This is a genomic window from Pseudomonas sp. FP1742, from assembly GCF_030687145.1.
GTDB lineage: Bacteria > Pseudomonadota > Gammaproteobacteria > Pseudomonadales > Pseudomonadaceae > Aquipseudomonas > Aquipseudomonas frederiksbergensis_D.
This window is the reverse complement of the sequence record NZ_CP117460.1, coordinates 6,393,438-6,419,969: the sequence shown is the minus strand read 5'-3', so window position 1 is coordinate 6,419,969 and position 26,532 is coordinate 6,393,438. Positions and strand designations below refer to the sequence as shown.

The 26,532-nt window shown below is 60.4% G+C and carries 29 protein-coding genes; 15 read left to right on the top strand and 14 right to left on the bottom strand.

The window, feature by feature from the left end; all coding sequences use genetic code 11:
- The first annotated feature begins 247 nt into the window (after positions 1 to 247).
- The gene (locus PSH64_RS29225) at positions 248 to 1,462 is read left to right on the top strand and encodes an aldose 1-epimerase family protein (RefSeq protein ID WP_305479370.1); all 1,215 of its coding nucleotides are present in this window, start codon (positions 248 to 250) and stop codon (positions 1,460 to 1,462) included.
- Positions 1,463 to 1,468: 6 nt separating this feature from the next.
- Here PSH64_RS29225 and PSH64_RS29220 read toward each other — a convergent pair whose 3' ends face one another.
- Positions 1,469 to 2,962 (bottom strand): YifB family Mg chelatase-like AAA ATPase, encoded by a 1,494-nt coding sequence (locus PSH64_RS29220; RefSeq protein WP_305479369.1) that lies wholly within the window; start codon positions 2,960 to 2,962, stop codon positions 1,469 to 1,471.
- Between the two features lie 123 nt (positions 2,963 to 3,085).
- A complete protein-coding gene (locus PSH64_RS29215; RefSeq protein ID WP_305479368.1) occupies positions 3,086 to 3,271 on the bottom strand; it encodes a hypothetical protein in 186 nt (61 codons plus the stop codon).
- Between the two features lie 330 nt (positions 3,272 to 3,601).
- Here PSH64_RS29215 and PSH64_RS29210 point away from each other — a divergent pair, with 330 nt between their 5' ends.
- Positions 3,602 to 3,907, top strand: a complete 306-nt coding sequence (locus PSH64_RS29210; RefSeq protein ID WP_030129123.1) for a HigA family addiction module antitoxin — start codon at positions 3,602 to 3,604, stop codon at positions 3,905 to 3,907.
- Positions 3,908 to 3,959: 52 nt separating this feature from the next.
- On the opposite strand, the gene PSH64_RS29205 is transcribed toward PSH64_RS29210, so the two are convergent.
- Positions 3,960 to 4,481: a Bro-N domain-containing protein gene (locus PSH64_RS29205; protein ID WP_305479367.1), complete on the bottom strand. Its 522-nt coding sequence runs from the start codon at positions 4,479 to 4,481 to the stop codon at positions 3,960 to 3,962.
- Positions 4,482 to 4,939: 458 nt separating this feature from the next.
- Positions 4,940 to 5,200 carry an accessory factor UbiK family protein gene (locus PSH64_RS29200; protein ID WP_008076132.1) on the bottom strand — a complete coding sequence of 87 codons (261 nt, stop codon included), beginning with the start codon at positions 5,198 to 5,200 and terminating at the stop codon, positions 4,940 to 4,942.
- A gap of 416 nt (positions 5,201 to 5,616) precedes the next feature.
- Between PSH64_RS29200 and glnK the strand changes: the two genes are divergently transcribed.
- The 4 genes from glnK (at position 5,617) to sutA (ending at position 8,393) form a co-directional block, all read left to right on the top strand.
- Entirely contained in the window at positions 5,617 to 5,955 is a 339-nt protein-coding gene (gene glnK, locus PSH64_RS29195; protein ID WP_002555808.1) for a P-II family nitrogen regulator, read from the top strand.
- 35 nt (positions 5,956 to 5,990) lie between these two features.
- Positions 5,991 to 7,328 (top strand): ammonium transporter, encoded by a 1,338-nt coding sequence (locus PSH64_RS29190; protein ID WP_105340658.1) that lies wholly within the window; start codon positions 5,991 to 5,993, stop codon positions 7,326 to 7,328.
- Positions 7,329 to 7,541: 213 nt separating this feature from the next.
- The gene (locus tag PSH64_RS29185; protein ID WP_007989493.1) at positions 7,542 to 7,967 is read left to right on the top strand and encodes a secondary thiamine-phosphate synthase enzyme YjbQ; all 426 of its coding nucleotides are present in this window, start codon (positions 7,542 to 7,544) and stop codon (positions 7,965 to 7,967) included.
- Between the two features lie 102 nt (positions 7,968 to 8,069).
- Positions 8,070 to 8,393: a transcriptional regulator SutA gene (gene sutA / locus PSH64_RS29180; RefSeq protein ID WP_105340659.1), complete on the top strand. Its 324-nt coding sequence runs from the start codon at positions 8,070 to 8,072 to the stop codon at positions 8,391 to 8,393.
- 201 nt (positions 8,394 to 8,594) lie between these two features.
- Here the strand turns inward: sutA and PSH64_RS29175 are convergent, their stop codons facing one another.
- From PSH64_RS29175 to PSH64_RS29150, 6 genes are read right to left on the bottom strand one after another with little or no spacing between them, the layout of a single operon-like run.
- A complete protein-coding gene (locus PSH64_RS29175) occupies positions 8,595 to 9,299 on the bottom strand; it encodes an HAD family hydrolase (protein WP_305479366.1) in 705 nt (234 codons plus the stop codon).
- Positions 9,296 to 10,195 carry a tyrosine recombinase XerC gene (gene xerC, locus PSH64_RS29170; protein ID WP_305479365.1) on the bottom strand — a complete coding sequence of 300 codons (900 nt, stop codon included), beginning with the start codon at positions 10,193 to 10,195 and terminating at the stop codon, positions 9,296 to 9,298. Before xerC ends, PSH64_RS29175 begins: the two co-directional genes overlap by 4 nt.
- Before the next feature lie 2 nt (positions 10,196 to 10,197).
- Complete coding sequence (locus PSH64_RS29165; protein WP_105340662.1) at positions 10,198 to 10,923, bottom strand: DUF484 family protein; 726 nt, start codon at positions 10,921 to 10,923, stop codon at positions 10,198 to 10,200.
- A gap of 13 nt (positions 10,924 to 10,936) precedes the next feature.
- The gene (dapF, locus tag PSH64_RS29160) at positions 10,937 to 11,767 is read right to left on the bottom strand and encodes a diaminopimelate epimerase (protein WP_105340663.1); all 831 of its coding nucleotides are present in this window, start codon (positions 11,765 to 11,767) and stop codon (positions 10,937 to 10,939) included.
- Between the two features lie 4 nt (positions 11,768 to 11,771).
- Positions 11,772 to 13,019 (bottom strand): diaminopimelate decarboxylase, encoded by a 1,248-nt coding sequence (lysA, locus tag PSH64_RS29155; protein ID WP_105340664.1) that lies wholly within the window; start codon positions 13,017 to 13,019, stop codon positions 11,772 to 11,774.
- A gap of 9 nt (positions 13,020 to 13,028) precedes the next feature.
- Positions 13,029 to 13,202, bottom strand: a complete 174-nt coding sequence (locus PSH64_RS29150) for a lipoprotein (protein ID WP_105340665.1) — start codon at positions 13,200 to 13,202, stop codon at positions 13,029 to 13,031.
- Between the two features lie 354 nt (positions 13,203 to 13,556).
- Here PSH64_RS29150 and cyaY point away from each other — a divergent pair, with 354 nt between their 5' ends.
- The 3 genes from cyaY (at position 13,557) to rnk (ending at position 14,785) form a co-directional block, all read left to right on the top strand.
- Positions 13,557 to 13,889, top strand: a complete 333-nt coding sequence (cyaY, locus tag PSH64_RS29145; protein WP_105340666.1) for an iron donor protein CyaY — start codon at positions 13,557 to 13,559, stop codon at positions 13,887 to 13,889.
- Between the two features lie 4 nt (positions 13,890 to 13,893).
- Positions 13,894 to 14,112 carry a DUF1289 domain-containing protein gene (locus tag PSH64_RS29140; protein ID WP_305479364.1) on the top strand — a complete coding sequence of 73 codons (219 nt, stop codon included), beginning with the start codon at positions 13,894 to 13,896 and terminating at the stop codon, positions 14,110 to 14,112.
- A gap of 262 nt (positions 14,113 to 14,374) precedes the next feature.
- A complete protein-coding gene (rnk, locus tag PSH64_RS29135) occupies positions 14,375 to 14,785 on the top strand; it encodes a nucleoside diphosphate kinase regulator (RefSeq protein ID WP_105340669.1) in 411 nt (136 codons plus the stop codon).
- Positions 14,786 to 14,790: 5 nt separating this feature from the next.
- On the opposite strand, the gene PSH64_RS29130 is transcribed toward rnk, so the two are convergent.
- The 3 genes from PSH64_RS29130 to PSH64_RS29120 all read right to left on the bottom strand — a co-directional run bounded on the left by PSH64_RS29130 (position 14,791) and on the right by PSH64_RS29120 (position 18,680).
- Positions 14,791 to 17,637 carry a class I adenylate cyclase gene (locus tag PSH64_RS29130; protein ID WP_305479363.1) on the bottom strand — a complete coding sequence of 949 codons (2,847 nt, stop codon included), beginning with the start codon at positions 17,635 to 17,637 and terminating at the stop codon, positions 14,791 to 14,793.
- A 207-nt stretch (positions 17,638 to 17,844) separates the two neighbouring features.
- The gene (locus PSH64_RS29125) at positions 17,845 to 18,090 is read right to left on the bottom strand and encodes a TIGR02647 family protein (RefSeq protein ID WP_305479362.1); all 246 of its coding nucleotides are present in this window, start codon (positions 18,088 to 18,090) and stop codon (positions 17,845 to 17,847) included.
- 305 nt (positions 18,091 to 18,395) lie between these two features.
- Positions 18,396 to 18,680, bottom strand: a complete 285-nt coding sequence (locus PSH64_RS29120) for a hypothetical protein (protein ID WP_105340672.1) — start codon at positions 18,678 to 18,680, stop codon at positions 18,396 to 18,398.
- Between the two features lie 125 nt (positions 18,681 to 18,805).
- Between PSH64_RS29120 and PSH64_RS29115 the strand changes: the two genes are divergently transcribed.
- Complete coding sequence (locus PSH64_RS29115) at positions 18,806 to 19,465, top strand: glutathione S-transferase family protein (protein ID WP_305479361.1); 660 nt, start codon at positions 18,806 to 18,808, stop codon at positions 19,463 to 19,465.
- Positions 19,466 to 19,584: 119 nt separating this feature from the next.
- Here PSH64_RS29115 and argH read toward each other — a convergent pair whose 3' ends face one another.
- The gene (gene argH, locus PSH64_RS29110; protein WP_105340674.1) at positions 19,585 to 20,979 is read right to left on the bottom strand and encodes an argininosuccinate lyase; all 1,395 of its coding nucleotides are present in this window, start codon (positions 20,977 to 20,979) and stop codon (positions 19,585 to 19,587) included.
- Between the two features lie 462 nt (positions 20,980 to 21,441).
- Here argH and PSH64_RS29105 point away from each other — a divergent pair, with 462 nt between their 5' ends.
- From PSH64_RS29105 to PSH64_RS29085, 5 genes are all read left to right on the top strand, one after another.
- On the top strand, positions 21,442 to 22,188 hold the full coding sequence (locus PSH64_RS29105; RefSeq protein ID WP_105340675.1) for a LytTR family DNA-binding domain-containing protein: 747 nt from the start codon (positions 21,442 to 21,444) through the stop codon (positions 22,186 to 22,188).
- A 127-nt stretch (positions 22,189 to 22,315) separates the two neighbouring features.
- Entirely contained in the window at positions 22,316 to 23,257 is a 942-nt protein-coding gene (gene hemC, locus PSH64_RS29100; RefSeq protein WP_105340676.1) for a hydroxymethylbilane synthase, read from the top strand.
- A complete protein-coding gene (locus tag PSH64_RS29095; RefSeq protein ID WP_105340677.1) occupies positions 23,254 to 24,021 on the top strand; it encodes a uroporphyrinogen-III synthase in 768 nt (255 codons plus the stop codon). The genes hemC and PSH64_RS29095 overlap by 4 nt, the downstream gene beginning before the upstream one ends.
- Positions 24,022 to 24,037: 16 nt before the next feature.
- Complete coding sequence (locus PSH64_RS29090; RefSeq protein WP_105340678.1) at positions 24,038 to 25,180, top strand: uroporphyrinogen-III C-methyltransferase; 1,143 nt, start codon at positions 24,038 to 24,040, stop codon at positions 25,178 to 25,180.
- On the top strand, positions 25,177 to 26,415 hold the full coding sequence (locus tag PSH64_RS29085) for a heme biosynthesis protein HemY (protein ID WP_105340679.1): 1,239 nt from the start codon (positions 25,177 to 25,179) through the stop codon (positions 26,413 to 26,415). Before PSH64_RS29090 ends, PSH64_RS29085 begins: the two co-directional genes overlap by 4 nt.
- Positions 26,416 to 26,532 lie beyond the last annotated feature (117 nt).

Genomic DNA, 26,532 nt, shown 5'->3' with positions numbered 1-26,532 from the left:
CGCGAGCAAGCCCGCTCCCACATTCGGTCTCGGGTGTTCACAAATACTGTGTTCACCGCAGATCTAATGTGGGAGCGGGCTTGCTCGCGAAGGGATCGACTCAATTCCCGACTTGCACCAAATCTGCGAATCAATTCATCACTCATAGTCTTTCTTGGCGTTTATCGACTTTATCTCGATTTTTATGCTTGCTGAAACGTTTCTTCAAGTTTATAAAAATGGCACAACTCCAAGAAAGGCTGCTGCCATGACCCCGCTCAAACTCTTCGTTGCCCTCAGTGCACTGTCCGCTGCTTCCCACGCCATGGCCTGGGATTACGTCCTGCTCGATACCGACAAAGCCGCCCAGAACTGGCAGATCACCAGCCAGCAACTGGGGGTAAAAACCGACAAACCCTTCAGTGTGACCCTGCGCACCTTGCACGGCGGGCGGCAGGAAGGCGTCAGCATCGTCGACATCGATAACGGCACGATGAAACTCTCGGTGGTGCCCACTCGCGGCATGAACGTCCTACAGGCGTCTGTAGGCAACGTGCGCATGGGCTGGGACTCGCCGGTGAAGGAGGTGGTCAATCCGTCCTTCATCGAGCTCAACGGCCGTGGGGGCCTGGGCTGGCTGGAAGGTTTCAATGAACTGGTCACCCGCTGCGGCTACGAATGGGTCGGCCATCCCGGCATGGACAATGGTGAGCTGCTGACCCTGCACGGTCGCGCCGCCAACATCCCGGCCAACAAAGTCACCCTGCACATTGACGAAAAACCGCCGTACGCCATCAGTTTGCGCGGCGAGCTGAAAGAGCAGGCATTCAAGAAAGTCGACTTCTCCGTCGCGACCGAACTGGTTACCGAGCCCGGCAGCGTAGTGTTCGCCCTCAACGACACCCTGACCAACAACGGTGATTATCCGAAGGAATACCAGGCGCTGTATCACAGCAACTTCAGCACACCGTTCCTGGAGCAGGGCGCCCGCTTCGCCGCGCCGGTGAAACAGGTGTCGCCGTTCAACGACAAGGCCAAGGGCGATCTGGCGGATTGGCAAACCTACCGCGCACCGACCAAGGACTACGACGAGACGGTTTACAACGTGGTGCCGTATGCCGATGCCAAGGGCGATACGTTGACCGTGCTGCATAACAAGGCCGGCAGCCTGGGGGTTTCGGTCGCCTTCAATACTCAGACACTGCCCGTGTTCTCCCTGTGGAAAAACACCGATACCCAAGGCCAGGGCTATGTCACAGGGCTGGAGCCAGGGACGAGCTTTTCCTACAACCGCCGGTATCAGCGGCCACTGAACCTGGTGCCGACGATTGCGCCGAAGGAACAGAAGCAGTTCCGCATCAGCTACAGCTTGTTGTCGGATAAAGCGGCTGTGGATAAGGCGTTGAAGCAGGTGAGCGAGATTCAGGGTGGGCGCGAGACAGAGGTGCGGCAGACGCCGTTGGTTGATCTGACCAAGGGGTGACACCGACTAGAGTGCTGTTGGCCGATATTGCAGCGCCTCGGCCAAGTGTTCGCGTCTGATCCCGTCGGCTTGTTCAAGGTCCGCCAGAGTGCGCGCGACCTTGAGCAGTCGATGGGCCGCTCGCAACGACAGCGTTAAACGCTCGCAGGCGGATTCAAGCCAGTTTTCATCGGCTGTGGATAACTTACAGTGCCGGCGTAGGCTTGGCAGGTCGAGGAAGGCATTGGCGCAACCCTGGCGTTTGTGTTGCCGCTCTCTTGCCTCGGCAACCAGCTCGGCGGCGGTGGCTGTATCGTCGCCGGGTTTCAACGCAGGATTCAGCGCCGTAGCCTCCCGAGCAACCGTCAGGTGCAGATCGATGCGGTCCAGCAGCGGCCCCGATAGCTTGTTGCGATAGCGCTGAACCATGTCCGGCGTACAGGAGCAACGGCCGCTTGGTTCGCCAAGATATCCACAGGGGCAGGGATTCATCGCAGCCACCAGTTGAAAGCGCGCCGGAAAGCGTACGCGGTCCTTGGCGCGGGAAATCACGATGTGGCCGGATTCCAATGGCTCTCTCAATACCTCCAATACCTTGCGATCAAATTCCGGGAGTTCATCGAGGAACAACACACCATGGTGGGCGAGAGTGATTTCGCCGGGTTGCGGTTTCGAACCGCCACCCACCAGTGCGGGGCCTGAAGCGGAGTGGTGTGGTTGTCGGAAGGGGCGCTGTGGCCAATGACTCAACGGCACACAACTGGCCACCGATTGAATCGCCGCGACCTCCAGCGCTTCGCTCTCGGCCAATGGCGGTAACAGCCCCGGCAGACGACTCGCCAACAACGTTTTCCCCGTCCCCGGCGGACCGCTGAACAGCAGGTTATGAGCCCCCGCGGCGGCAATCAGCAAGGCGCGCTTGGCCGCAAGTTGTCCCTGCACTTCGTTCAAGTCCGGATAGGGTTTGCTGGCGTAGAGCAAACCGTTGGAAGCGTAGGGTTCGATGGGCGTGTGACCATTGAAATGCGCGACCGCTTGAAGCAGATGATCCACCGCAATCACCTTCAACCCCGATGCCAGGCATGCCTCCTCGGCATTCGCTCGCGGCACCACCAGCGTGCGCCCGGCCTTGCGCGCCGCCAGCGCCGCCGGCAACACCCCGCGAACCGCCCGCACCGCGCCTGACAGCGCGAGCTCTCCCAGGCACTCCACGTCATCCAGCGTCAACGTCGGCACCTGCACGCTGGCCGACAGAATCCCCAAGGCAATCGCCAGATCGAACCGCCCGCCATCCTTCGGCAAATCGGCGGGAGCGAGATTCAAGGTGATGCGCCGCGCTGGAAATTGCAGCCCCGAATTGATGATCGCGCTGCGTACCCGGTCCTTGCTTTCCTTCACCGCCGCCTCGGGCAGCCCGACCATGGTCAGCGACGGCAAGCCGTTGGCCAGATGCACTTCTACGGTGACGGCGGGCGCATCCACACCAATCTGGGCGCGGCTGTGGACGATGGATAGGGACATGGTCGTTCCTTGAGCTGACGGGGAACCGCTTCCTGCGGGTTTTTGAAGGGTAGACGGGGAGTGAGGGTTTAGCGTGGCGGCAAGGGAAGGAAACTTTCGCAGGATGTTGCGAGTTTTGGTGAGCTAATCCGGGAGCTTCGTCAGGCTCGTGCCTGCAAGCCAGCCACTCGGTTCAAGTTCTTTGCCCTGAGCAGCGGCGACATCAAAAAAGCGGCGTTGTTTGGCCGATACGCTCCCGGCTAACCGGAGTGCCTCAGCATGATATTTAGTGGCGAGTAACAGTTTGGCTTTTTGTTTTTTAGATTTCATAGCGACCTTTTCGATTTGTAGATTGGTTTTTTTGGGTCAGTCAGCTTAAGAGGTGGACACGGTTTTGATGCAATGGGAATTGGCGCTTGTTTTTGTAGGATTCGGCTGGATTTCGAAAGCCTTCTGAAGGACTCAGGTAGTCCTTTTCCTAAAGTTTTGAGAGGGGGACCAAGAATCGCAACACCGCGTTTGCATTAGTGAATTCAGGTTATACACTCAAGATTAATGCATAACGTTAAGCTTTAAATTATGATCGTTGGCTTTAAGTGTTCTGAGACCGAGTACCTGTTTCGCAACGGAAAGACCCGTATGTGGTCACTGAGGTGAGTAATGACTAAGAATGGTATGCGCCCGGTTCACCCTGGCGAGATCCTCAAAGAGGAATACCTGGAGCCTCTGAGCCTTACGGCTGCAGCCTTGGCCAGAGCGTTGAGCGTTTCGACGCCTACGGTGAACGACATCGTACTTCAGCGTCGAGGTGTCAGTGCCGATATGGCTCTAAGGCTATCTATCTGCCTGGACACGACTCCCGAGTTTTGGCTGAACCTGCAATCGACATACGATTTGCGAAAAGCCGAGATCGAACGAGGGGCTGCGATCCGGGATCAGGTTGAGCGGCTCCCGCACTGCGCCTGAACCTCTGTACCTGAACGAACCCCACGCGATAAACGTGGGGTTTTTTTGTCGTTCAGAATGCCTGGAGTATTCGTGACGCACGCTTCCACCACGGAGCATTGACCATACTTCGCGGTCGTTCCTCATTCGGCAACAGCTGCGGAACATCCTGCAACCGAATCCACGGCTGGTTATTCCAGTGCAGCAAACTCAACGACATCTGCGGCCAATTGAGCAGGCTCAGAATCGGGCGTTCGGTTGAGGTGGGTTGTTGGGCGTCTCTGAGGGCTGGTACCACGTTGTGGGTCAGCCATTCGCGCAGGCCTCGGTATTCGGGGCAGTAGTGGTAGACCAGTAATGCGTAGACGCCGGATTCGCTGATCAGCAGTGTGCGTTCGATGGTGCCGTGGATCAGCATTTGTACGGTTTGGTGTTGGTCGGGATCGAGTTTGCGTAATGCTCGTTCGTCCAGGAATAGCCTGAGCAATCGGCCGAGGTCGCGAGCGCTGAACCAGGCCTGGTTTTGCAGGAGGAGGGCGTGGAGGTGGAGTTTGTTGCGGGTGAAGACGTAGGGGATTAGATAGTTTTCGTCCATGGTGCAGTTCTCGGGATCAAATGAAGAAAACTGCCTCTGATCGTCGCCAAACGAAAAGGGTGGCAGCCATGCGCGGGTTGGCGAACCGGTGACGCCCGAAAACCGGTAGACCCGAAGGTCTCCCACGCATAGCCGCCATAATTCGAGATGGGAATAAATTCCTCGGTCGAATGTGGTCGCGGTGCGTCGGGGGCTTCCGGGTCGCCAAACCCAGAGCTGAACATTCAGCTGGGGATGAGCATAGAAACTGGAGGTCTTACGACGCAATCGGACGGCGGTGGTGTTCTTTGTAGGACGTTGCCGGGATGTTTGCGAGGCTTAGGATCAAAAGATCGCAGCCTTCGGCAGCTCCTACAAAGGTGATCTGTCCAGTATGGGAGGGCTGGTAGACCGAGGCGCCCGCTTTCGCGAGCAAGCCCGCTCCCACAGGGAATGCATTTCACAGAAGAGTCGGTGCGTTACTCGGCAGGTGGATTGAGCTTCGCTTCCAGCTCCGCCACTTTCGCCTCAAGGCTCTCCAGCCGGGCGCGGGTCCGCGCCAGCACAACCATTTGGCTATCGAATTCTTCACGGCTCACCAGATCCAGCTTGCTGAAGCCGCTCTGCAGCAGGGCCTTGAACTGGCTTTCGATTTCGCTTTTCGGCAGTGGGGTGTCGCCGCTGAAGAGGCGGGAGGCGGTGCCGCTCAGGGCATCGAGGAAGTCTTTGGGCGCGAGCATGGGAAAAGTCCTGTCAACAATGGCGGGCAGTGTACCACGCAGTGTCTATAGTCAATCTCGGCGGCTGCGATGCACGCTTTTCGCGCATGCGAGTGGGCGGCCGCGCACTGTTGTTGTGCGTAACCGTGGCGTCAACCGTGCGAAGGGGCCTGCGGCTGCGGCCAAGGGCTTGAAATCAATGGGTTTTGGATAGATGGCAAGCTTTCTGCTTAGTCGCTGGTGACCCATGCACTGATGCAGTCGCTGTGACGAATGCAGTGCGCCAAGCGGAACGGGGGAAGTTTCGTGCGGAGTGGTTAGCTGGCGTCGAACGGGCAGGTAAGGCCGACGATGCGTTACAAAGCCAGGCACTGCGCTTAGACTTGAGTCGGGTTTGTTTTCCTGGGGCAAGTCCACCAATTCGGGAGAGAGTTTTCATGAAGCTAGTCACTGCCATCATCAAGCCGTTCAAACTGGACGACGTGCGCGAGTCGCTGTCCGAGATCGGCGTGCAGGGCATTACCGTTACTGAAGTCAAAGGCTTCGGTCGGCAGAAGGGTCACACCGAGCTGTATCGCGGCGCGGAGTATGTGGTTGATTTTCTGCCCAAGGTGAAGATCGATGTCGCCATTGACGACAAGGATCTGGACCGGGTTATCGAGGCGATAACCAAGGCCGCCAACACCGGCAAGATCGGTGACGGCAAGATCTTCGTGGTCAATCTGGAACAGGCGATTCGCATCCGTACCGGCGAAACCGATACCGACGCAATCTAAGCCGCCACAAACCCAACGCCCCAGGAGAAAACAATATGACTCTGCGTAAAATCGCAGGGCTAGGAGCCCTGTTGTCCCTCGTAATGCCCGGCCTGGCCATGGCGGCAGACGAAGTGGCGGCCCCAGTCCTCAATTCCGGCGATACCGCCTGGATGATGACCTCGACAGCCCTGGTGCTGTTCATGACCATTCCCGGCCTCGCGCTGTTCTACGGCGGCATGGTTCGGTCGAAAAACATTCTTTCCGTGATGATGCAGTGCTTCGCCATTACCGGTCTGATCAGCGTGCTGTGGGTCATTTATGGCTACAGCGTCGCGTTCGACACCACTGGCATGGAACAGGGCGTCATCAATTTCAACTCGTTCTTCGGGAGCCTGAACAAGGCCTTCCTCGCCGGTATCACGCCTGCGAGTCTGACCGGGCCTGCGGCGCTGTTCCCTGAAGCAGTATTCGTCACCTTCCAGATGACCTTCGCCATCATTACCCCGGCGCTGATCGTCGGTGCCTTCGCCGAGCGGATGAAGTTCTCCGCCATGCTGATCTTCATGGGCGTGTGGTTCACTCTGGTTTACGCACCGATTGCGCACATGGTCTGGTCCGGTAACGGTGGCCTGTTGTGGGACTGGGGCGTGCTCGATTTCGCCGGCGGCACCGTGGTGCATATCAACGCCGGTGTGGCCGGTCTGATTGCCTGCCTGGTACTGGGCAAGCGTAAAGGTTTCCCGACCACTCCGATGGCTCCGCACAACCTCGGCTATACCCTGATGGGCGCCGCGATGTTGTGGGTCGGCTGGTTCGGTTTTAACGCCGGATCCGCTGCGGCTGCCAACGGCACCGCCGGCATGGCGATGCTGGTGACCCAGATCGCCACGGCCGCTGCGGCGCTGGGCTGGATGTTTGCCGAGTGGATCACTCACGGCAAACCAAGCGCACTGGGTATCGCTTCGGGTGTGGTGGCCGGTCTGGTTGCAATCACTCCGGCGGCAGGCACCGTGGGCCCGATGGGCGCCCTGGTGATCGGTCTGGCAGCAGGCGTGGTGTGCTTCTTCTGCGCCACGACTCTGAAACGCAAAATGGGTTACGACGACTCCCTCGATGCCTTCGGCGTGCACGGCATCGGCGGTATCCTCGGCGCGATCCTGACCGGTGTGTTCGCGGCACCGTCCCTGGGTGGTTTCGGTACCGTCACCGACATCGCGGCTCAAGTCTGGATTCAGTGCAAAGGTGTGGGCTTCACGGTGATCTACACCGCGATCGTCACCTTCATCATCCTCAAGGTGCTGGACGCCGTCATGGGTCTGCGTATCACTGAGGAAGAAGAGGCAGTTGGTATCGATCTGGCGCTGCACAACGAACGCGGCTACAACTTGTAAGCACGCCCGAAAAAAATTGCCCGGCTTGCCGGGCATTTTTTTGTCTGGATTTTGTCAGTGAAGGAGTGGCTGAAAGGTTTTTTCATACACGTTCAGGGGCGTTTATAACGGGCGTTTTTCTGCGGCCAATGGCTTACACGATTGAAGGAATATTAGGGCCTTTGTTTTTTCCCAGAGCGCGCTAGAATGCGCCCCGAACGTGCGGAGAACTGTATGTGGCAACAGACTCTGATAACCCTGCGGGCACGGCCCCGGGGCTTTCATCTGGTAACGGACGAGTTACTCGCCGGCTTGCCTGAACTCAAGGCGTGTCGGGTCGGTCTGTTGCATTTGTGGCTACAGCATACCTCGGCGTCGTTGACCATCAACGAGAACGCCGATCCGGCGGTACGTCGCGACTTCGAACGATTTTTCAATCGTCTGATCCCACAAGGAACAGACGGCTATGAGCATAACGACGAAGGCTTGGACGACCTCCCGGCGCACTTCAAGGCCAGCGTGCTTGGCTGTCAGCTCAGTTTGCCGATCTCGGCAGGCCGGCTGGCGTTGGGGACCTGGCAAGGTGTTTATCTGGGCGAGCACCGTGATCATGGCGGTGCCCGCAAAGTCCTCGCCACCGTGCACGGTGAAGGGGCATAAACCGCTGGTCACCAGCGGTGGTTGAATTTTTTCCGGCAGCCTTCGACAGATGGCAAAGCTGGGCTATAACTAATCTGCTTTTCGCAAGTCATGAGGTAGAACATGAGCGACGATGATCTGGAAAACGACGACCTCGAAGTAGGCGACGACGACGAAACCGAAGAAGGCCTTGAAGCGGCGGCAGATGACGTCGTTGAAGACGACGGTGGTGATGTGCCCGTTCCGACTGCCAAAGGCAAGGCCAAGGCAGCGGTATCGGTCGATGAGCTGCCGAGCGTAGAAGCCAAGAACAAGGAACGCGACGCCCTGGCCAAGGCCATGGAAGAATTTCTGGCACGGGGTGGCAAGGTGCAGGAAGTGGAGGCCAATGTGGTCGCCGATCCTCCCAAGAAGCCTGATAACAAGTACGGCAGCCGGCCTATCTAAGCGCCTGTTTCCTGCTTGCTGAAAAAGCCCGCCGTCGCTGCGGGCTTTTTCATGGGCGGTGTCAAAAGTCTCGAACTCTGTGTGATCCAGTGTGGGAGCGGGCTTGCTCGCGAAAAGGCCAGCACAGTCGATATTGATAGTGACTGATACTCCGCTTTCGCGAGCAAGCCCGCTCCCACAGGATGTCTGTTCTACACAAGGTCAGTGTTGGGTGTTCCAGCGCGCCAGCAGCGCAGGCAGCTCGGTCAAGCTGCGAACCTCGGCATCCGGCGCCTTCTCGGCTTCCCACACTTTACCCGCCGGGTTAAACCAGATCGCCCGCAACCCCGCTTGCTGTGCTCCGGCAATGTCATCGCCAGGATGATCGCCGATATGCACCGCGGTGTCGGCGGTTGCGCCGCCACGTTGCAACGCTTCATGAAACAGTCGCGCATCCGGTTTGGCGATGCCGATGTCTTCGGCGCACAGGGCAAACCTGAAGTAATCCGCCAGGCCCAGTCGGCGCACATCGGCGTTGCCGTTGGTCACTACACCGAGGGCGTAGTGCCTGGCGAGTGTCTCCAGCGTCGGCTCGACTTCGGGGAATACTTCCAGCTGATGCCGGGCATGCAGAAACACTTCAAAACTCTGATCCGCCAGATCTGACGCCTGGCCATGGTCGTAACCGGCTTCTTCCAGCGCATGGAACAGCACCCGCCGACGCAGGGCGCTGATGCGGTGCTTGAGGCTCGGTTCGTGGCTCAGCACCCGTTCGCGAATCGACCACAGATGTTCCACCGGTACCGCGCCCAGGTTCGGCGCATGCTCGGTGAGCCATTCACGCAATATGGCTTCGGCGCTGGCGATCACCGGGGCGGTGTCCCACAGGGTGTCGTCGAGGTCGAAGGTGATCAATTGGATGGTCATGAATCATCGCCTTTAATGCGTTTGGCCCGTGGATGGGCGCTGTCGTAGACCGTCGCCAGGTGCTGGAAGTCCAGGTGGGTATAGATCTGGGTGGTCTTGATGTCCGAGTGGCCGAGTAGCTCTTGCACGGCGCGCAGGTCTTGCGAGGACTCCAGCAAATGGCTGGCGAAGGAGTGTCGCAACATGTGCGGGTGCAGGTTCTGCCCCAGCTCGCGCTCGCCGGCGGCCTTGACCCGCACCTGAATCGCCCGAGGGCCAAGGCGCCGGCCTTGCTGGCTGACAAACACCGCGTCGTCCGTCGGGTTGGTCATGGCCCGCAACGGCAACCATAACTCCAACGCTTCACGAGCCTTTTTGCCCACCGGCAACAGTCGGGTCTTGCTGCCTTTACCGAGGACCTGGACCATTCCGTCAGCCAGGTCCAGCTGATCGAGGTTGAGCCCGGTCAGCTCCGAAAGCCGCAAGCCGGAGGAATAGAACAACTCCAGAATCGCCTGATCCCGACGCGCCAGAAAGTCATCCTCAACCGCGCCCTCCAGCAGTTGCAACGCGCGGTCGATGTCGAGGGTTTTCGGCAGGCGGCGTTCGCCCTTGGGCGGTGCCAGACCATTGGCCGGGTCGTGGTCGCACAGGCCTTCGCGGTTCAGATAATGATAGAGCCCGCGTACCGCCGACAGCAGCCGCGCCAGGCTGCGGGACGACTGGCCTTGAGCATGCAGGCGAGCGACCAGGCTGCGCAGGCGCTGGATATCCAGCGCGGCCCAGCTACCGATGTTTTGTTTGACGCACCAGCCCAGCACTTTGTCGAGGTCGCGGCGGTAGGCGTACAGCGTGTGCGGCGACACCTGCCGCTCACTGCGCAGGTGTTCGCAGTAAGCGTCCAGCTGCCGTTCCATGGTCAGCGTACCGAGCGCAGGGGATTGTTGACCCGTGGCAACACGCGGCCCATGACTTCGGCGATGTAGCTGAGGAACAACGTGCCCACCGAGCTCTTGTAGTGCTGCGGATCGCGGCTGGCGATGGCCAGGATGCCATGAATACCCTGGTGGCTGATGGCGACGACGGCCGTGGAGCCGATCTGCTTGCGCTGTTCTTCGCCAAACAGGAAGTCCAGCTCATGCTCACGCAGGCTGCCACTGACGCTTTTGTCCTCCGAGAGCAGGCCGCCGATGGCTGTTTGGGCGTCAGCGTGGGTGACCCAGCGGCCTACCGGCATCGGGTTGTCGCCCAACAGGATCAGGCTGACGAAGGGCACCTGGAAGTCCTGGCGCAGGCTGTCTTCGACGCCGATCACCACGTCTTCCAGGCTGGTTGCGTCCATCAACGTGAGGATCAGGCGGCGGGTCTTGTCGAACAGCCGGTCGTTATCGCGGGCCACGTCCATCAAGTGCGAGAGACGATGACGCAACTCGATGTTGCGGTCGCGCAGAATCGTCATCTGGCGTTCGACCAGCGAAATGGTATCGCCGCGCTGGTGCGGAATGCGCAGGGCCGGGAGCAGTTCTTCGTGCTCGATGAAAAAGTCCGGATGAGCCTCCAGGTACGCGGCAACCGCCGCCGCCTCAAGGCTTTCGGAAGGGGATTCGTCGGGCTGTAGGGCGGGAACCTGGGGCTTATCTTTCATGGATTCGACTCTCTCAAAGACGCACTTGTCCTTCATAAACGCGCACTGCCGGGCCGGTCATCATGACCGGTTGGCCTGGGCCTGCCCACTCAATGGACAGGCGCCCGCCAGGCAGGTCGATCAATAGCGGCGAATCCATCCACCCCTGGCTGATCGCAGCCACTGCAGCTGCGCAAGCGCCGGTGCCGCAGGCCTGGGTTTCCCCGGCGCCACGTTCCCAGACGCGCAACTGCGCGCGGTTCCGGTCGATGACCTGGAGAAAACCGACGTTGACCCGTGCCGGGAAGCGCGGGTGATGTTCGATTTTCGGCCCCAGTTCATGCACCGGTGCTTTGTTGATGTCGCTGACCCGCAACACGGCATGGGGGTTACCCATGGACACCGCCGCCAGTTCGACCACGGTACCGTCGACGTCGACCTGATAGCTCAGGGCCTGGCTCGGGGCTTCGAACGGAATCTCGGCCGGCACCAGGCGCGGGGCGCCCATGTTGACGCTGATCTGGCCATCGTTGCGGATGTCCAGTTCGATGATGCCGCTTTTGGTCTCGACGCGAATCTGCCGTTTGGCGGTCAGGCGCTTGTCGAGCACGAAGCGGGCGAAGCAGCGCGCACCGTTGCCGCACTGTTCCACCTCGGAGCCATCGGCGTTGAAGATCCGATAGCGGAAATCCACATCCGGGTTGCTGGGCGCCTCGACGATCAGCAACTGGTCGAACCCGATGCCGGTGTGCCGATCGCCCCATTGCTTGGCATGCTTGGGCAGGATGTGCGCGTGCTGGCTGACCAGGTCGAGGACCATGAAGTCGTTGCCCAGGCCGTGCATCTTGGTAAAACGCAGCAGCATGGGATTACTCCGGCAGCAGGCTTTCGCCGGCAAACAACTCGGCTACCGTCTCGCGGCGACGCACTTCAAAGGCCTGGTCACCGTCCACCAACACTTCGGCGGCACGGCCGCGGGTGTTGTAGTTGGAGCTCATGACAAACCCGTAGGCGCCAGCCGAATGCACGGCCAGCAGGTCGCCTTCTTCCAGCGCCAGCTGACGATCCTTGGCCAGGAAATCGCCGGTTTCGCAGATCGGGCCGACGATGTCGTAGGCGCGAGCGGCGCTGTTGCGCGGGCGCACGGCGGTGACGTCCATCCAGGCTTGATACAGCGCCGGGCGGATCAGGTCGTTCATGGCGGCGTCGACGATGGCAAAGTCTTTGTGTTCGGTGTGCTTGAGGTACTCGACCTGGGTCAGCAGCAGGCCGGCGTTGGCAACGATGAAACGGCCCGGCTCGAACACCAGCGCCAAGTCACGGCCGTCAAGACGTTCGCGCACGGCTTTGATGTAGTCGGCAGCCAACGGCGGCTCTTCATCGCGATAACGCACGCCCAGACCGCCACCGAGATCGATGTGACGCAGGTAGATGCCGCAATCGCCGAGGCGGTCGACCAGGCCCAACAGGCGGTCAAGGGCATCGATGAAGGGCGGCAGGGTGGTCAGTTGCGAGCCGATGTGGCAATCGACGCCGACCACTTCCAGGTTGGGCAGTTGCGCGGCGCGCACGTACACGTCTTCGGCGTCGGCGATGGCAATGCCGAACTTGTTCTCTTTGAGACCGGTGGAGATGTACGGGTGAGTGCCGGCATCGACGTCCGGGTTGACGCGCAACGAGATCGGCGCGCGAACGCCCAGTTCGGCGGCCACCACTTGCAGACGTTCAAGCTCATCGGTGGATTCGACGTTGAAGCAGTGCACACCGACTTCCAGCGCACGACGCATGTCGTCACGGGTCTTGCCGACACCGGAGAACACGATCTTGTCGGCGCTGCCGCCAGCGGCCAGTACACGTTCCAGCTCGCCACGGGAAACGATGTCGAAACCGGCGCCCAGACGCGCCAGGACATTCAGTACACCCAGGTTGGAGTTGGCCTTGACCGCAAAGCAGACCAGATGCGGCGTGCCGGCCAGCGCATCGGCGTAAGCCAGGTACTGGGCTTCGATGTGGGCGCGGGAGTAGACGTAGGTCGGTGTACCAAAGCGTTCGGCGATGGCGGACAGGGCAACCCCTTCCGCGAACAGCTCACCGTCACGGTAGTTAAAAGCGTCCATGGCGTTCCCTTATTGGTAGACGTCGTGCTTGTGTGCTTTCGACGGAGACTGTTGCGACGACTTGGCTTGCTCTGCAGGATCCTGGTTTTCATCAGGCAGGTACAGCGGGCCTTTTTGACCACAGGCCGAGACCAGGCAGGCGACCGCGACGAGCGCAGCAAGGGAAGAGATCAGGCGCTTCATGGCGAAATCCTTGAAAATGCATTAATTGCGCCGGAGTATACCGGCCACCCGGCAGCTTGCCTATGCGACGCGGCTCCCGTCCGGCGGGCCTTTGCACGATGCCGGTCAGTTATGTGCAATCCATTGTGGGAGCGGGCTTGCCCGCGAAGGGGCCGTGTCAGTCAGCATTAATGTCGACTGACACTCCGCTTTCGCGAGCAAGCCCGCTCCCACATGAGGTTTGAGTACTCTCAGGTTCTGATGGATATATTTCGTACCGCGCCTCGCCCTGGGTGGTTATCCTTTGCAATCATCGGGGCTCGCCCGTATCTTGCGGCGCTTGAGCGTGAGTAGACACTTTTTGAGGTTCCCGTAATGAGTTTGACCGAAGCCCGTTTCCACGATCTGGTTGATTCCACCCAGCAAGCGCTGGAGGATGTTTTTGACGAGAGTGGCCTGGATATCGATCTGGAGAGCTCGGCCGGTGTGCTAACCGTCAAGTTTGAAAACGGCAGCCAGTTGATCTTCAGTCGTCAGGAACCGTTGCGGCAATTGTGGTTGGCGGCGGTGTCGGGTGGCTTCCACTTCGATTACGACGAAGAGAGCGAGCGCTGGATGTGCGACAAGAGTGAAGAGCAGTTGGGCGAGATGCTCGAGCGCATCGTCAAGCAGCAAGCCGACGTCGAACTCGAATTCGAGGGTCTGTGAGATCGTGATCCAGCCTGCACCCGTTCGCCCGCCCAAACCGCTCTATAGCAACGTCAGCCCGGCCGTGCCTTCGCCGTGCAGCGGTGTGTGCCGGCTGGACGAGCAAAAGGTTTGCCTGGGTTGTTTTCGGCATGTCGAGGACATCCGCGAATGGCGCTCGGCTGATGATGAGCGGCGCCGGGTGATTTGCGCCCAAGCCCTCCAGCGTAAATCACCCGCCTGACGCACAACCTGTGGGAGCGGGCTTGCTCGCGAAGGCGCCAGCACAGGCGCCCAAAGCTTCGCGAACAAGTCCGCTCCCGCATAGTCTCCTCTGAGCCACCTCACAATTTCCCCCTATCGGGTCGGTTGCCCACTCACTTGTATATTTATTGAGCTGTGATAGTGTCCAGATACGCCTCAACCCATCGAGGCTCGTGAAAACCCCGCCTTTTTCTGGCGGGGTTTTGCTTTTTTCGTGCAGAAGAAAGGAGTCTGCCCTGATCATGACCGCACCTTCCATCACCCTTACCCGTCTGGACGTGCAACGTCTGGAGCGCCTGATCGACAGCCTGGATGACACGCTGCCGGGCGTTATCGCGCTGCAAACCGAACTGGATCGCGCCGATACCCTGGTCGGTCACGAAGAGGTGCCAGCCGATGTCGTGACCATGAATTCTAAAGTGCATTGCCGTGAAGAGAGCAGTGGCAAGGACTATCACCTGACCCTGGTCTATCCCAAGGATGCCAACGCCGACGAAGGCAAGATTTCCATTCTGGCACCGGTCGGCAGCGCCCTGCTGGGTCTCAAGGTCGGTCAGCACATTGACTGGCCAGCGCCGGGTGGCAAAACCCTGAAACTGACCTTGCTGGCAGTCGAGTCGCAACCGGCCAATGGTGGCGACTTTCCGGAATAAAACCCTCAGACCTGCTCGAGCGCCTCGTTCAATGCGCGCTCCAGGTCGGCCTTGTAGCGCAGATACAACTGGCTTGAACTCTGACCATCACCGAGCAGGCCCGACAGGTCCAGGTCGGTGATGTAGCAGCGATAGCGTTCGGTCTCGCGGCGCTGCTCGACGATTTCCCGGGCAACCACGCTGAACAGTTGGTCGCCATGTTCCAACTCTGAAAATTCCCGCTGATTGCAATACAACGTGACCTGCACCTGCCCCGGTGCGGCTTTGCCGACGATCGCTTGCACGTCGTAGAACGGTTTGTTGACCGGGGTCTTCGGCGCCGGACGGGCTTCGACCCGACGTGCCCGCGCAGAGCCTGAAGGCAACAACTGGTAATACAAAGTCTCCAGGCTCAGCGGCTGGGCGGCATCCATCGGCAGCAAGGCGTCGCGCCGGTACTGGATCGATTGCAGGAAACGTTGCAGCGGTACCAGCAGGCTTTGTTCGTCGTGATAGGGCAAGCGCTGCTGCCACAAGGCATTGAACTCATCCAGCACATACAGATCCGCCAGGTGTTCGTTGATCCGGTAGAACACCTGAACGCAGTCGGGTTGCCCCATGGGCAGGATCAGCGCCAAGTCGTGGTCTTCCAGCGCCATCGGGTCCAGATGCAGCGGGCTGTAGCTGGCCAGTTCTTCACTGAGGTAGTCAAACAGTGCCGGCAGCGTGTCGAGGGCCACGTGATTGACCTGGCCGGGCACCAGCTCCAGCACGTGGTAATGCTGCTGGACCTGAATCAGGTAACGATGATTGAGTTTGCTCAGCAGCAGGTTTTGCGCGGTATCGAGAATTTCTTCGACCCGTCGGGCAATGAATTGCGCGCGGTTGTGGCAGAAGCAACGTACCCGCAGCTTGGGTTGCTGTGGCCCGTCGGGCAGGTTGTTGAGGTAATCGCGCAGGCAGTCGAGCAGGGCGTGGGGGCCGTCAAAGCGGCTGACCAGCACCTCGTTCCAGCTATTGAGCGTGACCTGATCCAGGGTCAGCACCAGGTTTTCCCGCACACCGGCGTAGCTCAGGGAGTCGGTGCGCTCGGTAGTCATCAGGATGTTCAGGTCGCGATGGTGCTTGAGCGGATCGATGCCGACGTTCACCAGAATCAGTATTTCGCTCGGCACGCTGGCACGCAGCAAAGGCTCTTCGGCGACGGTGGCCAGGGGCAGGGCGATGCTTTGTTGCAGGCTGCCGAGCAGGTTGAACAGTTCGAACTCGCTCAAATCGCTGGTGCCGGGGTGCAGGGCCAGGCGGGTGCTGCTGTCGATCACGCCGTTACGGTGGCACCAGGTGAGCAGTTCCAGTAACTGGCGGCTGCGCTTGATCGGCGCGAAGTGCTCCCACTCGTGGGCGGTCAGGCTGCCATTGTACAAACCCCATTGGGTTTGCCCAGGTTCTCTCTTGTTCGGGGCTTGCACCAGCGTCAGGGTGTCTTCGGCCAGGTCGGGGGCGATGCCCGGGTTGATGAATTCGACCTTGTCGGCCTTGCGCTCGAAGGCCGCGTACAGCCGCCTGCCCAGCACATTGAGGTCGCGTTTGTTGATCAGGCTGACGGTTTGCTCGTTGCGGGCAAACTGTGTCAGGAAACGGTAGCTGTAATTCAGTTCGCCGACCAAGGCCCGGCGTTCGGCACTGACCTGGCGGACTTTCCACTGGCTGCGGCTGTCGAGCAACGCCAACTGACGCTGATCCCAATGCCATTCGTGGGCCAGGCGCTCAAGCAACGAACGCTGCCAGCTCTGGGTGCGACCGCTATTGCCGGTGAGCTTGCGATTGACTTTCAGGTACAGCGCGCGGCGTACCAGCTCCAGCCGCTCCGGTTCGCCCCGGGCCGTGAGGTATTCCTCGATGCGCCGGTAAACCACCATGTACGGGTCCAGCTCATCGAGGTCCAGCCGATTGGCAAACACCGCCTGTTTGTAACGCAGGCTCAGGCAATGGACCTTGGGGTGCTCGCTGGCATAGACCTCGGTCAGCAGCAGTTTGAGCACCGATTTGTATGGTGACTCGATGCCTTTGAACAACTGCCAGAGCCCGGCGCCGATGAATTCCCCCGGCGGGATGTACGCCAGATGCCCCAGGTCCAGGGTTTCGTCGGCACGGATGAAACGCTTGGAAAGCAGCGTGTGGGTGTAACGGTTGTACGCGGCCTCTTCATAAACCGGCACCAACCACCAGATGGGAGTGCGTCCGGCCAGCCAGATCGCGGTGCGGTAGAACTCGTCCAGCAGCAGATAGTGCTGGGTGGTGCCACAGTCTTCCGAGCTCAACTGCGTATCGCGCTCGCCGAGCACGAAGCGGGCCGGATCGATCAGGAAAAAATGCGCCTCGGCACCCTGGCTGGCGGCCCAGATTTCCAGCAACTGGCATTTTTTGCGCAGTTCGGTGAGCTCGCTTTCGCTCAAGTCCGGGCCGTGACAGACCCACACGTCCATATCGCTCTGGTCGGCCTGGGCCAGGGTGCCGAGGCTGCCCATCAGGAACAGGCCGTGAATCGGCCGCGGCGGATTGCTGCCATGGCGCGGCTTGTAGGAAAACGAACGGGTCAGGCGTTGGGCTTCGGCGAGGGTGTTGGTGTCGGGTTCGTAATTCGACAACCCGGCCGGGGTGCTACCCGAAACGTAACCCGGCAACAGCGGATGATTGACGTGGAAAAACAGCGGCAACAGGGTCAGCACCGTTTGCTGGCGGGTCGACAATCCTTCCAGGGCGCGGGCCATGCGGCCCTCGTTGAGTTTCAGAAAACGGGCGCGCAGCTGACTGAGAACCTTGCGGTCGATTCCCTCGTCCAGATCGGGGCGGATTTCATGGGTGCGGGTCATGTCAGCTCAATCCGGCTCGCGGGGCTCGGACGCAGAAGGGCTCAGGGTGAGGGGCAGTTTAGCGCCTCGGCCCCGGGACTTTTAAGCTGATTTTGTTTTCCTGGCGTCAGATTTCTATCGTTTGGCGACGGCAGGTAACTGGGCTGCTAATCAAGTGTGCCCGCGGAAATCCCGTAACAGAGCTTTCCGTGGGCCATGCGCTGGTGCTCAGGCAGTTTCCTGGACGGACAGAATGGTGAGAACGGTCTGCACATTTTGTGCGGCGTCACGCCCCAGGCTGGTCAGATAACCGCCATCGGGCTGGGTGATCAATTCTTTCTCGAACAGTCTTTGTGCGGCGGCAATGGCTTTGGGGGCAGCGGTCTGATGAATTTTCAAACCTTCCTGGGAACTGTCCAGGTTGAAGAGTGCGAGGATTTCCAGTTCGGCAACCAGCTCAGGGGTAAGCGACATAAGGACTCCAGACTTTCTAGGAATTGGACGACAGCGCCCCTAAGGTGAACCCGTCAGTGAGGCATGTCCAGTGCTGGCAACAGGGTTTTTTCGCCTCTGGGAACATTCCCCGGTGGGTGGTGCGGACGTCGGGGTGGTTACCAGTGTAGTCAGGGTCTGGGGTAAGACGGGACTGATTGGTGACAATCTGTGTGGGAGCCGGCTTGCTCGCGAAAGCGGAGTGTCAGCCAACATCGATGCTGGATGTGCTGGCCTATTCGCGAGCAAGCTCGCTCCCACAGGTATTGCGTGAGGCAATTGTTCGGTTATTGCTTTTCCGGCGGCAACTCTGGCAGCGCGCGCAGCGCAGCTTCGTACCATTCGGTATCGAACGCGCGGTCTTCTTCGAGGATTGCGTCGATTTCCACCGCCAGCACATGGGCCATCAAGTTGAGGATTTCTTCCCGCTCGTAACCCACCAGGGTCAGCTTGTTGAAGGTTGCCTTGGCGGCTGGCGGGTTGTCGCTTTCGATCTGGTTCTCGATCGCTTCGATCAGCGTCGTTTCGGTGAACGCTTCTTCGTCGTTGTCGATGTCGTTTTGCTCGCTCATGGCAGGCTCCTCAAGGAAAGGCGGCCAGTTTACCTGCATTCAGCGCTGTGATGCTGCTGGCAAGAAGTGCCCGGGCGTTCTATAACTGGCGCTGCCAACCCCCTGCACGGCCTGGAGGCTATGTAATGCTCAAGCTTTATGGATTTTGCGTCAGCAACTACTACAACATGGTCAAGCTGGCGTTGCTGGAGAAGGGACTGTCGTTTGAAGAAGTGCCGTTTTACCCAGGCTCCAGCCCCGAGTCGCTGGCCATCAGCCCGCGCGGCAAGGTTCCGGTACTGGGCGTCGAGCAGGGTTTCGTCAACGAAACCAGCGTGATTCTCGAGTACCTCGAGCAGAGCCAGAAAGGCACACCGCTGCTGCCGAGCGAGCCCTTCGAGCGAGCGCAGGCGCTGGCTTTGGCCAAGGAAATCGAGTTGTACATCGAACTGCCGGCGCGCGCCTGCTACCCCGAAGCGTTTTTCGGCATGTCAGTGCCGGAAGCGATCAAGGACAAGACCAAGGCCGAGTTGCTGCTGGGGTTCGCCTCACTGGGCAGGCACGGCAAGTTCGCCCCTTACGTGGCGGGCGACCGTCTCAGTATTGCGGATTTGTATTTCCTGTACAGCGTGCCGATGGCCTGTGCCGTGGCGCAGAAGCTGTTCGATATCGATCCGTTGGCTGAGATGCCGGCGGCCAAGGCGCTGCTGGAGCGTCTGGGGCAGAATCCGAACGTGCAGCGAATTGCGGCGGACAAGGACGCAGCAATGCCCGCGTTTCTGGCGATGATCGCGTCGAAGAAGTAGGTTTTGTAATGTTCTGAAGTCAGTCATCGCGGGCAAGCCCGCTCCCACAGGTTTCTCTGTCTGCCATGGATTTTGGCCAGTCGGAGGTTCTTGTGGGAGCGGGCTTGCCCGCAATGCTGTCAGCGGCTGGCGAGTAACGCCTGGCCGCGAGCCACGGCAGCCTTGACCTGTGCCGGCGCGGTCCCGCCGATATGGTCACGGGCATTAACCGAGCCTTCCAGGGTCAGCACGGCAAACACGTCCTGCTCGATCTGGTCGCTGAACTTGCGCAGTTCTTCCAGGCTCATTTCCGCCAGGTCCTTGCCGCTGTCCACGCCGTATTTCACCGCGTGGCCAACGATCTCGTGGCAATCACGGAACGGCAAGCCGCGGCGTACCAGGTAGTCGGCCAGGTCGGTGGCGGTCGAGAAACCGCGCAGGGCTGCTTCGCGCATCATCGCGTGCTTGGGCTTGATCGCCGGGATCATGTCGGCAAAGGCCCGCAGCGAGTCGCGCAGGGTGTCGGCGGCGTCGAACAGCGGTTCCTTGTCTTCCTGGTTGTCCTTGTTGTAGGCCAGGGGCTGGCCTTTCATCAGGGTCAGCAGGCCCATCAGAGCGCCGAACACCCGGCCAGTCTTGCCGCGAACCAGCTCCGGCACATCCGGGTTCTTCTTTTGCGGCATGATCGAGCTGCCGGTGCAGAAACGGTCAGGCAGATCGATGAATTGGAACTGGGCGCTGGTCCACAGCACCAGCTCTTCGGAGAAACGCGACAAGTGCATCATCGCGATGCTCGCGGCCGAGCAGAATTCGATGGCGAAGTCGCGATCGGACACGTTATCCAGGGAGTTACCGCCGACAGCGTCGAAGCCCAGCAGTTGTGCGGTGTACTCGCGGTCGATCGGGTAGGTGGTGCCGGCCAGCGCGGCGCTGCCCAGCGGCATGCGGTTGGTCCGCTTGCGGCAGTCCACCAGACGCTCGTAGTCGCGGCTGAGCATTTCGAACCAGGCCAGCATGTGGTGCCCGAAGGTCACCGGCTGCGCGGTTTGCAGGTGCGTGAAGCCCGGCATGATGCTGCCGGCTTCGCGCTCGGCCTGCTCCAGCAAGCCTTTCTGCAGGCGGGTGATTTCGCTCAGGATCAGGTCGATTTCGTCACGCAACCACAGGCGGATGTCGGTGGCCACCTGGTCGTTACGGCTGCGGCCGGTATGCAGTTTTTTACCGGTCACGCCGATGCGGTCGGTCAGGCGCGCCTCGATGTTCATGTGCACGTCTTCGAGGTCGATGCGCCAGTCGAACTGGCCGGCCTCGATTTCCCCCTGGATGGTCTTGAGGCCATCGATGATGCTGTCGCGCTCGGCATCGGTCAGCACGCCGACCTTGGCCAGCATGGTGGCGTGGGCGATCGAACCCATGATGTCGTGGCGATACAGGCGCTGGTCGAAGGTGACGGAGGCGGTGAAGCGGGCGACGAAGGCGTCGACGGGTTCACTGAAGCGGCCGCCCCAGGACTGATTGGTCTTGTCAGTGCTCATGAATTCGCTCGTATCGGCTTGAAGAAAGGTGGTGTGGAACGCTGTCGCGGATAATAACAGGGTTGCCAAGCCTGTCGCTGACGCTGGTCGATACGTTTTTTTCTCATATGGCGACCCATACTTGCAGCAAGCCTTGTGGAAATTGCACAACGATATTTTTCATTTGAGCAATATCGTCCCGGCAACCGTCTACAGTTGGACAGTAGGATCAGCGCACTTCTCGATGCTGCGGCTGACTATAGAAAGAAGAGGGGTGTTCATATTGTGTATCAGCAAACCCTACGGCGATGTCTCGCCAACGCGGGCCTGGGCCGTCAGTGACCCGGCAGATGTAAATTTAGCCGCGGGTCTCGCGGCACTTTTTGGCCCTCGCGCTAGTCTTAGCGTGGATCGCGGTGACGGACGTCACTCCACCTGTCTACGCTATCTTTGTGCGAGACTCACGCAGGAATCCAGCGCAATATGAATGTCCTGATCGTTGATGACGAACCCTTGGCCCGCGAGCGCCTGAGCCGAATGGTCGGTGAACTCGAGGGATACAACGTCCTGGAGCCCAGCGCCACGAACGGCGAAGAGGCGTTGGCACTGATCGACAGCCACAAACCGGATATCGTGTTGCTCGATATCCGCATGCCGGGCCTCGATGGCCTGCAAGTGGCGGCACGATTGTGCGAACGCGAAACCCCGCCCGCCGTGGTGTTTTGCACAGGGCCCGATGAATTTGCCGTGGAAGCCCTGCAGGCCAGCGCCGTGGGCTATCTGGTGAAGCCCGTGCGCACAGAACAGTTACACGAAGCATTGAAGAAGGCCGAGCGCCCCAATCGCGCCCAACTCGCGGCCCTGACCCGTCCTGCCGCCGAAACCGGCAGCGGCCCACGCAGCCACATCAGCGCCCGTACCCGAAAAGGCATCGAGCTGATTCCGTTGGGGCAGGTGGTCTATTTCATCGCCGACCACAAGTACGTGACCTTGCGCCACGAAGGCGGCGAAGTACTGCTCGATGAACCACTCAAAGCCCTTGAAGACGAATTCGGCGACCGTTTCGTGCGGATCCACCGCAATGCACTGGTCGCCCGTGAACGCATTGAGCGGCTGCAGCGCACGCCTTTGGGGCATTTCCAATTGTTCCTCAAAGGCCTGAACGGCGATGCCCTGATCGTCAGCCGGCGCCATGTGGCCGGTGTACGCAAAATGATGCAACAGCTTTAGCAAGGGCGGATTTCTACCCTGTCACCGGACCTTGAGGCCAGGGAGGCCATGCAGTTTCTGATACAAGTCAAAGTGGATTTGGCTGAGCTGTTATTATCCGCCGTATCTATTCAGTACGGATTGATCCATGTCCTCTCGCGAAATCCGCATCGCCACCCGCAAAAGTGCTCTGGCCCTATGGCAGGCCGAATACGTCAAGGCTCGTCTGGAACAGGCCCATCCGGGCCTGCTCGTGACGCTGGTGCCCATGGTCAGCCGCGGCGACAAGCTGCTCGATTCGCCCCTGTCGAAAATCGGCGGCAAGGGTCTGTTCGTCAAGGAGCTGGAAACCGCGCTGCTGGAAAATGAAGCCGACATCGCCGTGCATTCGATGAAAGACGTGCCGATGGACTTCCCGGAAGGCCTCGGTCTGTTCTGCATCTGCGAGCGCGAAGACCCGCGCGACGCATTCGTTTCCAACACTTACTCCAGTCTGGATGAGTTGCCGCCAGGCAGCATCGTCGGCACCTCCAGCCTGCGCCGCCAGGCTCAGTTGCTGACCCGTCGCCCGGATCTGCAAATCCGCTTCCTGCGCGGCAACGTCAACACGCGCCTGGCCAAACTCGATGCCGGTGAATACGACGCCATCATCCTCGCCGCGGCGGGTTTGATTCGTTTGGGCTTCGAGGGCCGCATCACTTCGGCGATCAGTGTCGATGACAGCCTGCCGGCCGGTGGCCAGGGCGCGGTCGGTATCGAGTGCCGTAGCGCCGACACTGAAATTCATGCGCTGCTCGAGCCGCTGCATCATCAGGATACGGCCATCCGCGTGACCGCCGAACGTGCCCTCAACAAACATTTGAATGGCGGCTGCCAGGTGCCGATCGCCTGCTACGCCGTGCTTGAAGGCGAGCAGATCTGGCTGCGCGGTTTGGTGGGTGATCCGAGCGGCGGCCTGCTGCTCAGCGCCGAGGCCCGTGCGCCACGTAGCGATGCCGAGGCATTGGGTGTGCAAGTGGCCGAAGACCTGCTGAGCCAGGGCGCCGCCGACATCCTCAAGGCAGTCTATGGCGAGGCAGGTCACGAGTGACCGGTTGGCGCCTGCTGCTGACACGTCCGGCAGAGGAGTCGGCGGCGCTTGCGCGTGTGCTGGCCGAAGCGCGGGTTTTCAGTAGCAGCTTGCCGCTTTTGGACATTGAGCCGATTCCTGCCTCTGACACAATGCGCGAAGTGATTCAGGCCCTGGACCGCTATTGCGCGGTAATCGTGGTCAGCAAACCGGCCGCCAGAATCGCTGTCGATTTGCTTGAACAGTTCTGGCCGCAACCACCGGTCCTGAGGTGGTTCAGCGTGGGCGCGGCGACGGCGCAAATCCTTGAGGTTAACGGGCTGGATGTGAGCTTCCCGGCCGATGGCGATGACAGCGAAGCCTTGCTTGAACTTCCACGGTTGCGCGAGGCTGTCGCTCGACCCGACGCACGGGTGCTGATCATGCGCGGCGAGGGTGGGCGCGAACTGCTGGCTGAGCGTTTGCGCGAGCTTGGTGCTAGTGTCGAGTATCTGGAGTTGTACCGGCGTGGTTTGCCGCAGTACCCGCCAGCGGTGCTGCCTCAGCGGATCGAAGCGGAACGCTTGAATGGGCTGGTGGTCAGCAGTGGACAGGGTTTTGAGCACCTGCACCGATTGGCCGGCGATGCCTGGCCGCTCATGGCGCGGTTGCCGTTGTTTGTTCCAAGCCCCAGGGTCGCCGAGCTGGCACGTGCCGCCGGGGCCCAAACAGTTGTGGATTGTCGTGGCGCCAGCGCCGCGGCCTTGCTGACGGCGTTACGGGAGCACCCCGTGCCCGTTTTCTAATGCAAAGGATGGATACGTGAGCGAAACAGCCTTGCCTAAAGATGACGTCCAGCCGGTATTTGATGCACCGGTTGAAACTCCTTCACCTGCTGCTGAGCAGCGCCGAGGCAATGGGCTGGCAATCGTCGCGCTGCTGTTGGGCGCTGCCGGTGTTGCCGTGGGCGGTTGGGGAGTCTGGCAGGTGCGTCACCTGCAAGCCAATAACCTGCAACAGTTGAGTCAGGTACAGGCGTTGAACGATCAGGCACAGAGCCTGAAGCTCAACGAGCAGCGTCTGACCGCTCGCCTCGAACAAATGCCTGCCGCCGAAGAGCTCGATGCGCGCAGTCGCCTGGTCATTCAACTTCAGGGCGATCAGCAACGCTTGAATCAGCGTCTGGAAACCGTCCTCGGTGCCAGCCGCAAGGATTGGCGTCTGGCCGAGGCTGAGCATTTGCTGCGTCTGGCCAGCCTGCGTCTGTCGGCGTTGCAGGACATCAGCAGCGCCCAGGCCCTGGTGCAGGGTGCCGATGAGATTCTCCGTGAACAGAACGACCCGGGCTCCTTCGCTGCCCGCGAGCAAGTAGCCAAAACCCTGGTCGCCCTGCGCAGTACCCAACAGCCGGATCGCACCGGGTTGTTCCTGCGCCTGGGTGCCTTGCGCGATCAAGTGATCAACCTCACCGAGCTGGCGCCCGAGTACAAGGACCGTGGCGAATCCCTGATGGGCCTGACGGCCGATGGCGACGGGGCCAGTCGCTGGGCGCAATGGTGGGATCAGATCTCGCGTTATATCCGCATCGACTTCAACGCCGACAAGAATGTTCGTCCGTTGCTGGCAGGGCAGAGCCTGAGCCAGGTACGTCTGGCCCTGAGCCTGGCGCTGGAGCAGGCGCAGTGGGCCGCACTCAATGGTCAGGCTGCCGTCTACACCCAGGCGCTGACCGAGGCGCGGGACGTGCTCAAGGGCAACTTCAACCCGGACAACCCTCAGAGCAGAATCATGCTGGAGCAGGTGGGCGAGTTGAGCAAGCAGCCGGTCACGGTGGTCACCCCGGATCTGACCGGTACGTTGAGCGCAGTCCAGGCTTACCTTGAGCGGCGCAACATCAATGCCGAGGACTCGGTGAAACCCCTGGCCAAACCTGCCACCAACACTGTGCAGGAGGCCACACCATGAAACGCCTCTATGTAATCGTGTTTGTGGTTATCGCTGCCGCTGCCGCGTTGGGGCTGGCGATCGCTGAACATTCCGGCTACGTGTTGATCGCCTACAAAAGCTTCCGTTATGAATCGAGCCTGTGGGCAACCCTGGCCCTGGTGGCCGTGCTGTGGCTGGTGTTCTGGGGTATCAAGGCGTTGATCGAACTGGTGACAACTTCCGGTGGGGTGGTCAACCCATGGTCGCGACGCAACCGCAGTCGACGGGTACAAGTGGCGATCGAGCACGGCCAGCTGGATTTGGCTGAGGGCCGGTGGGCCAGTGCGCAGCGTCATCTGCATCGTGCCGCGGAAGCCGAGCGTCAGCCGCTGCTCTACTACCTGGGGGCTGCCCGCGCCGCGAACGAACAAGGTCTTTACCAGGAAAGCGACAACCTGCTGGAGCGCGCTTTGGAGCGACAGCCCCAGGCCGAGCTGGCAATTGCCTTGAGTCATGCCCAATTGCAGACCGACCGCGGCGATACCGACGGCGCACTGGTCACCCTGCAAGCGATGCACGAGCGTCATCCTCATAACGTGCAGACCCTGCGCCAGTTGCAGCGTCTGCTTCAGCAGCGGGGCGACTGGTCGGCCGTGATTCGCCTGTTGCCGGAGTTACGCAAGGACAAGGTATTGCCTCCGGCCGAACTGGCTGAGCTGGAGCGTCGGGCATGGGGTGAGAACCTTTCGCTGGCGGCGCACCGGGAAGAGGACGGAACGGTTGGTTTGCAATCGCTCAATCGCGCCTGGCAGCAGCTTACCGCTGCTCAGCGCCAGGAGCCGCAACTGGTGCTGGCCTATGCCGAGCAACTGCGGCAACTGGGTGCGCAGGTCGAGGCTGAAGAGGTCCTGCGCGTGGCCCTCAAGCGCCAGTACGACAGCCATCTGGCACGCCTGTACGGTCTGGTTCGCGGCAGCGATCCGGCCAGACAGTTGCATACCGCCGAAGGTTGGCTCAAGGATCATCCGGCCGACCCGAGCCTGTTGCTGACATTGGGTCGCTTGTGTCTGCAAAGCAGTCTGTGGGGCAAGGCCCGGGATTATCTGGAGAACAGTCTGCGTGTGCAGCGCAATCCTGAAGCCTGCGCCGAACTGGCGCGGTTGCTGGCGCAATTGGGTGACACCGAACGCAGCAATCAACTGTTCCAGGAGGGCTTGGGCCTGTTGGACGAGCGCTTGCTGGCGGCACCGCTGCCGGTGCCGGCTCACGCTTGATGACGGCCAGTAGCAGCTGCCGAAGGCTGCGAAGCAGTCGTGAAATCAGGCGCCGCAGTCGGATCAGCTGAGTCGTGTTAAACCGATCACGACTGCTGCGCAGCCGAACGCAGGCTG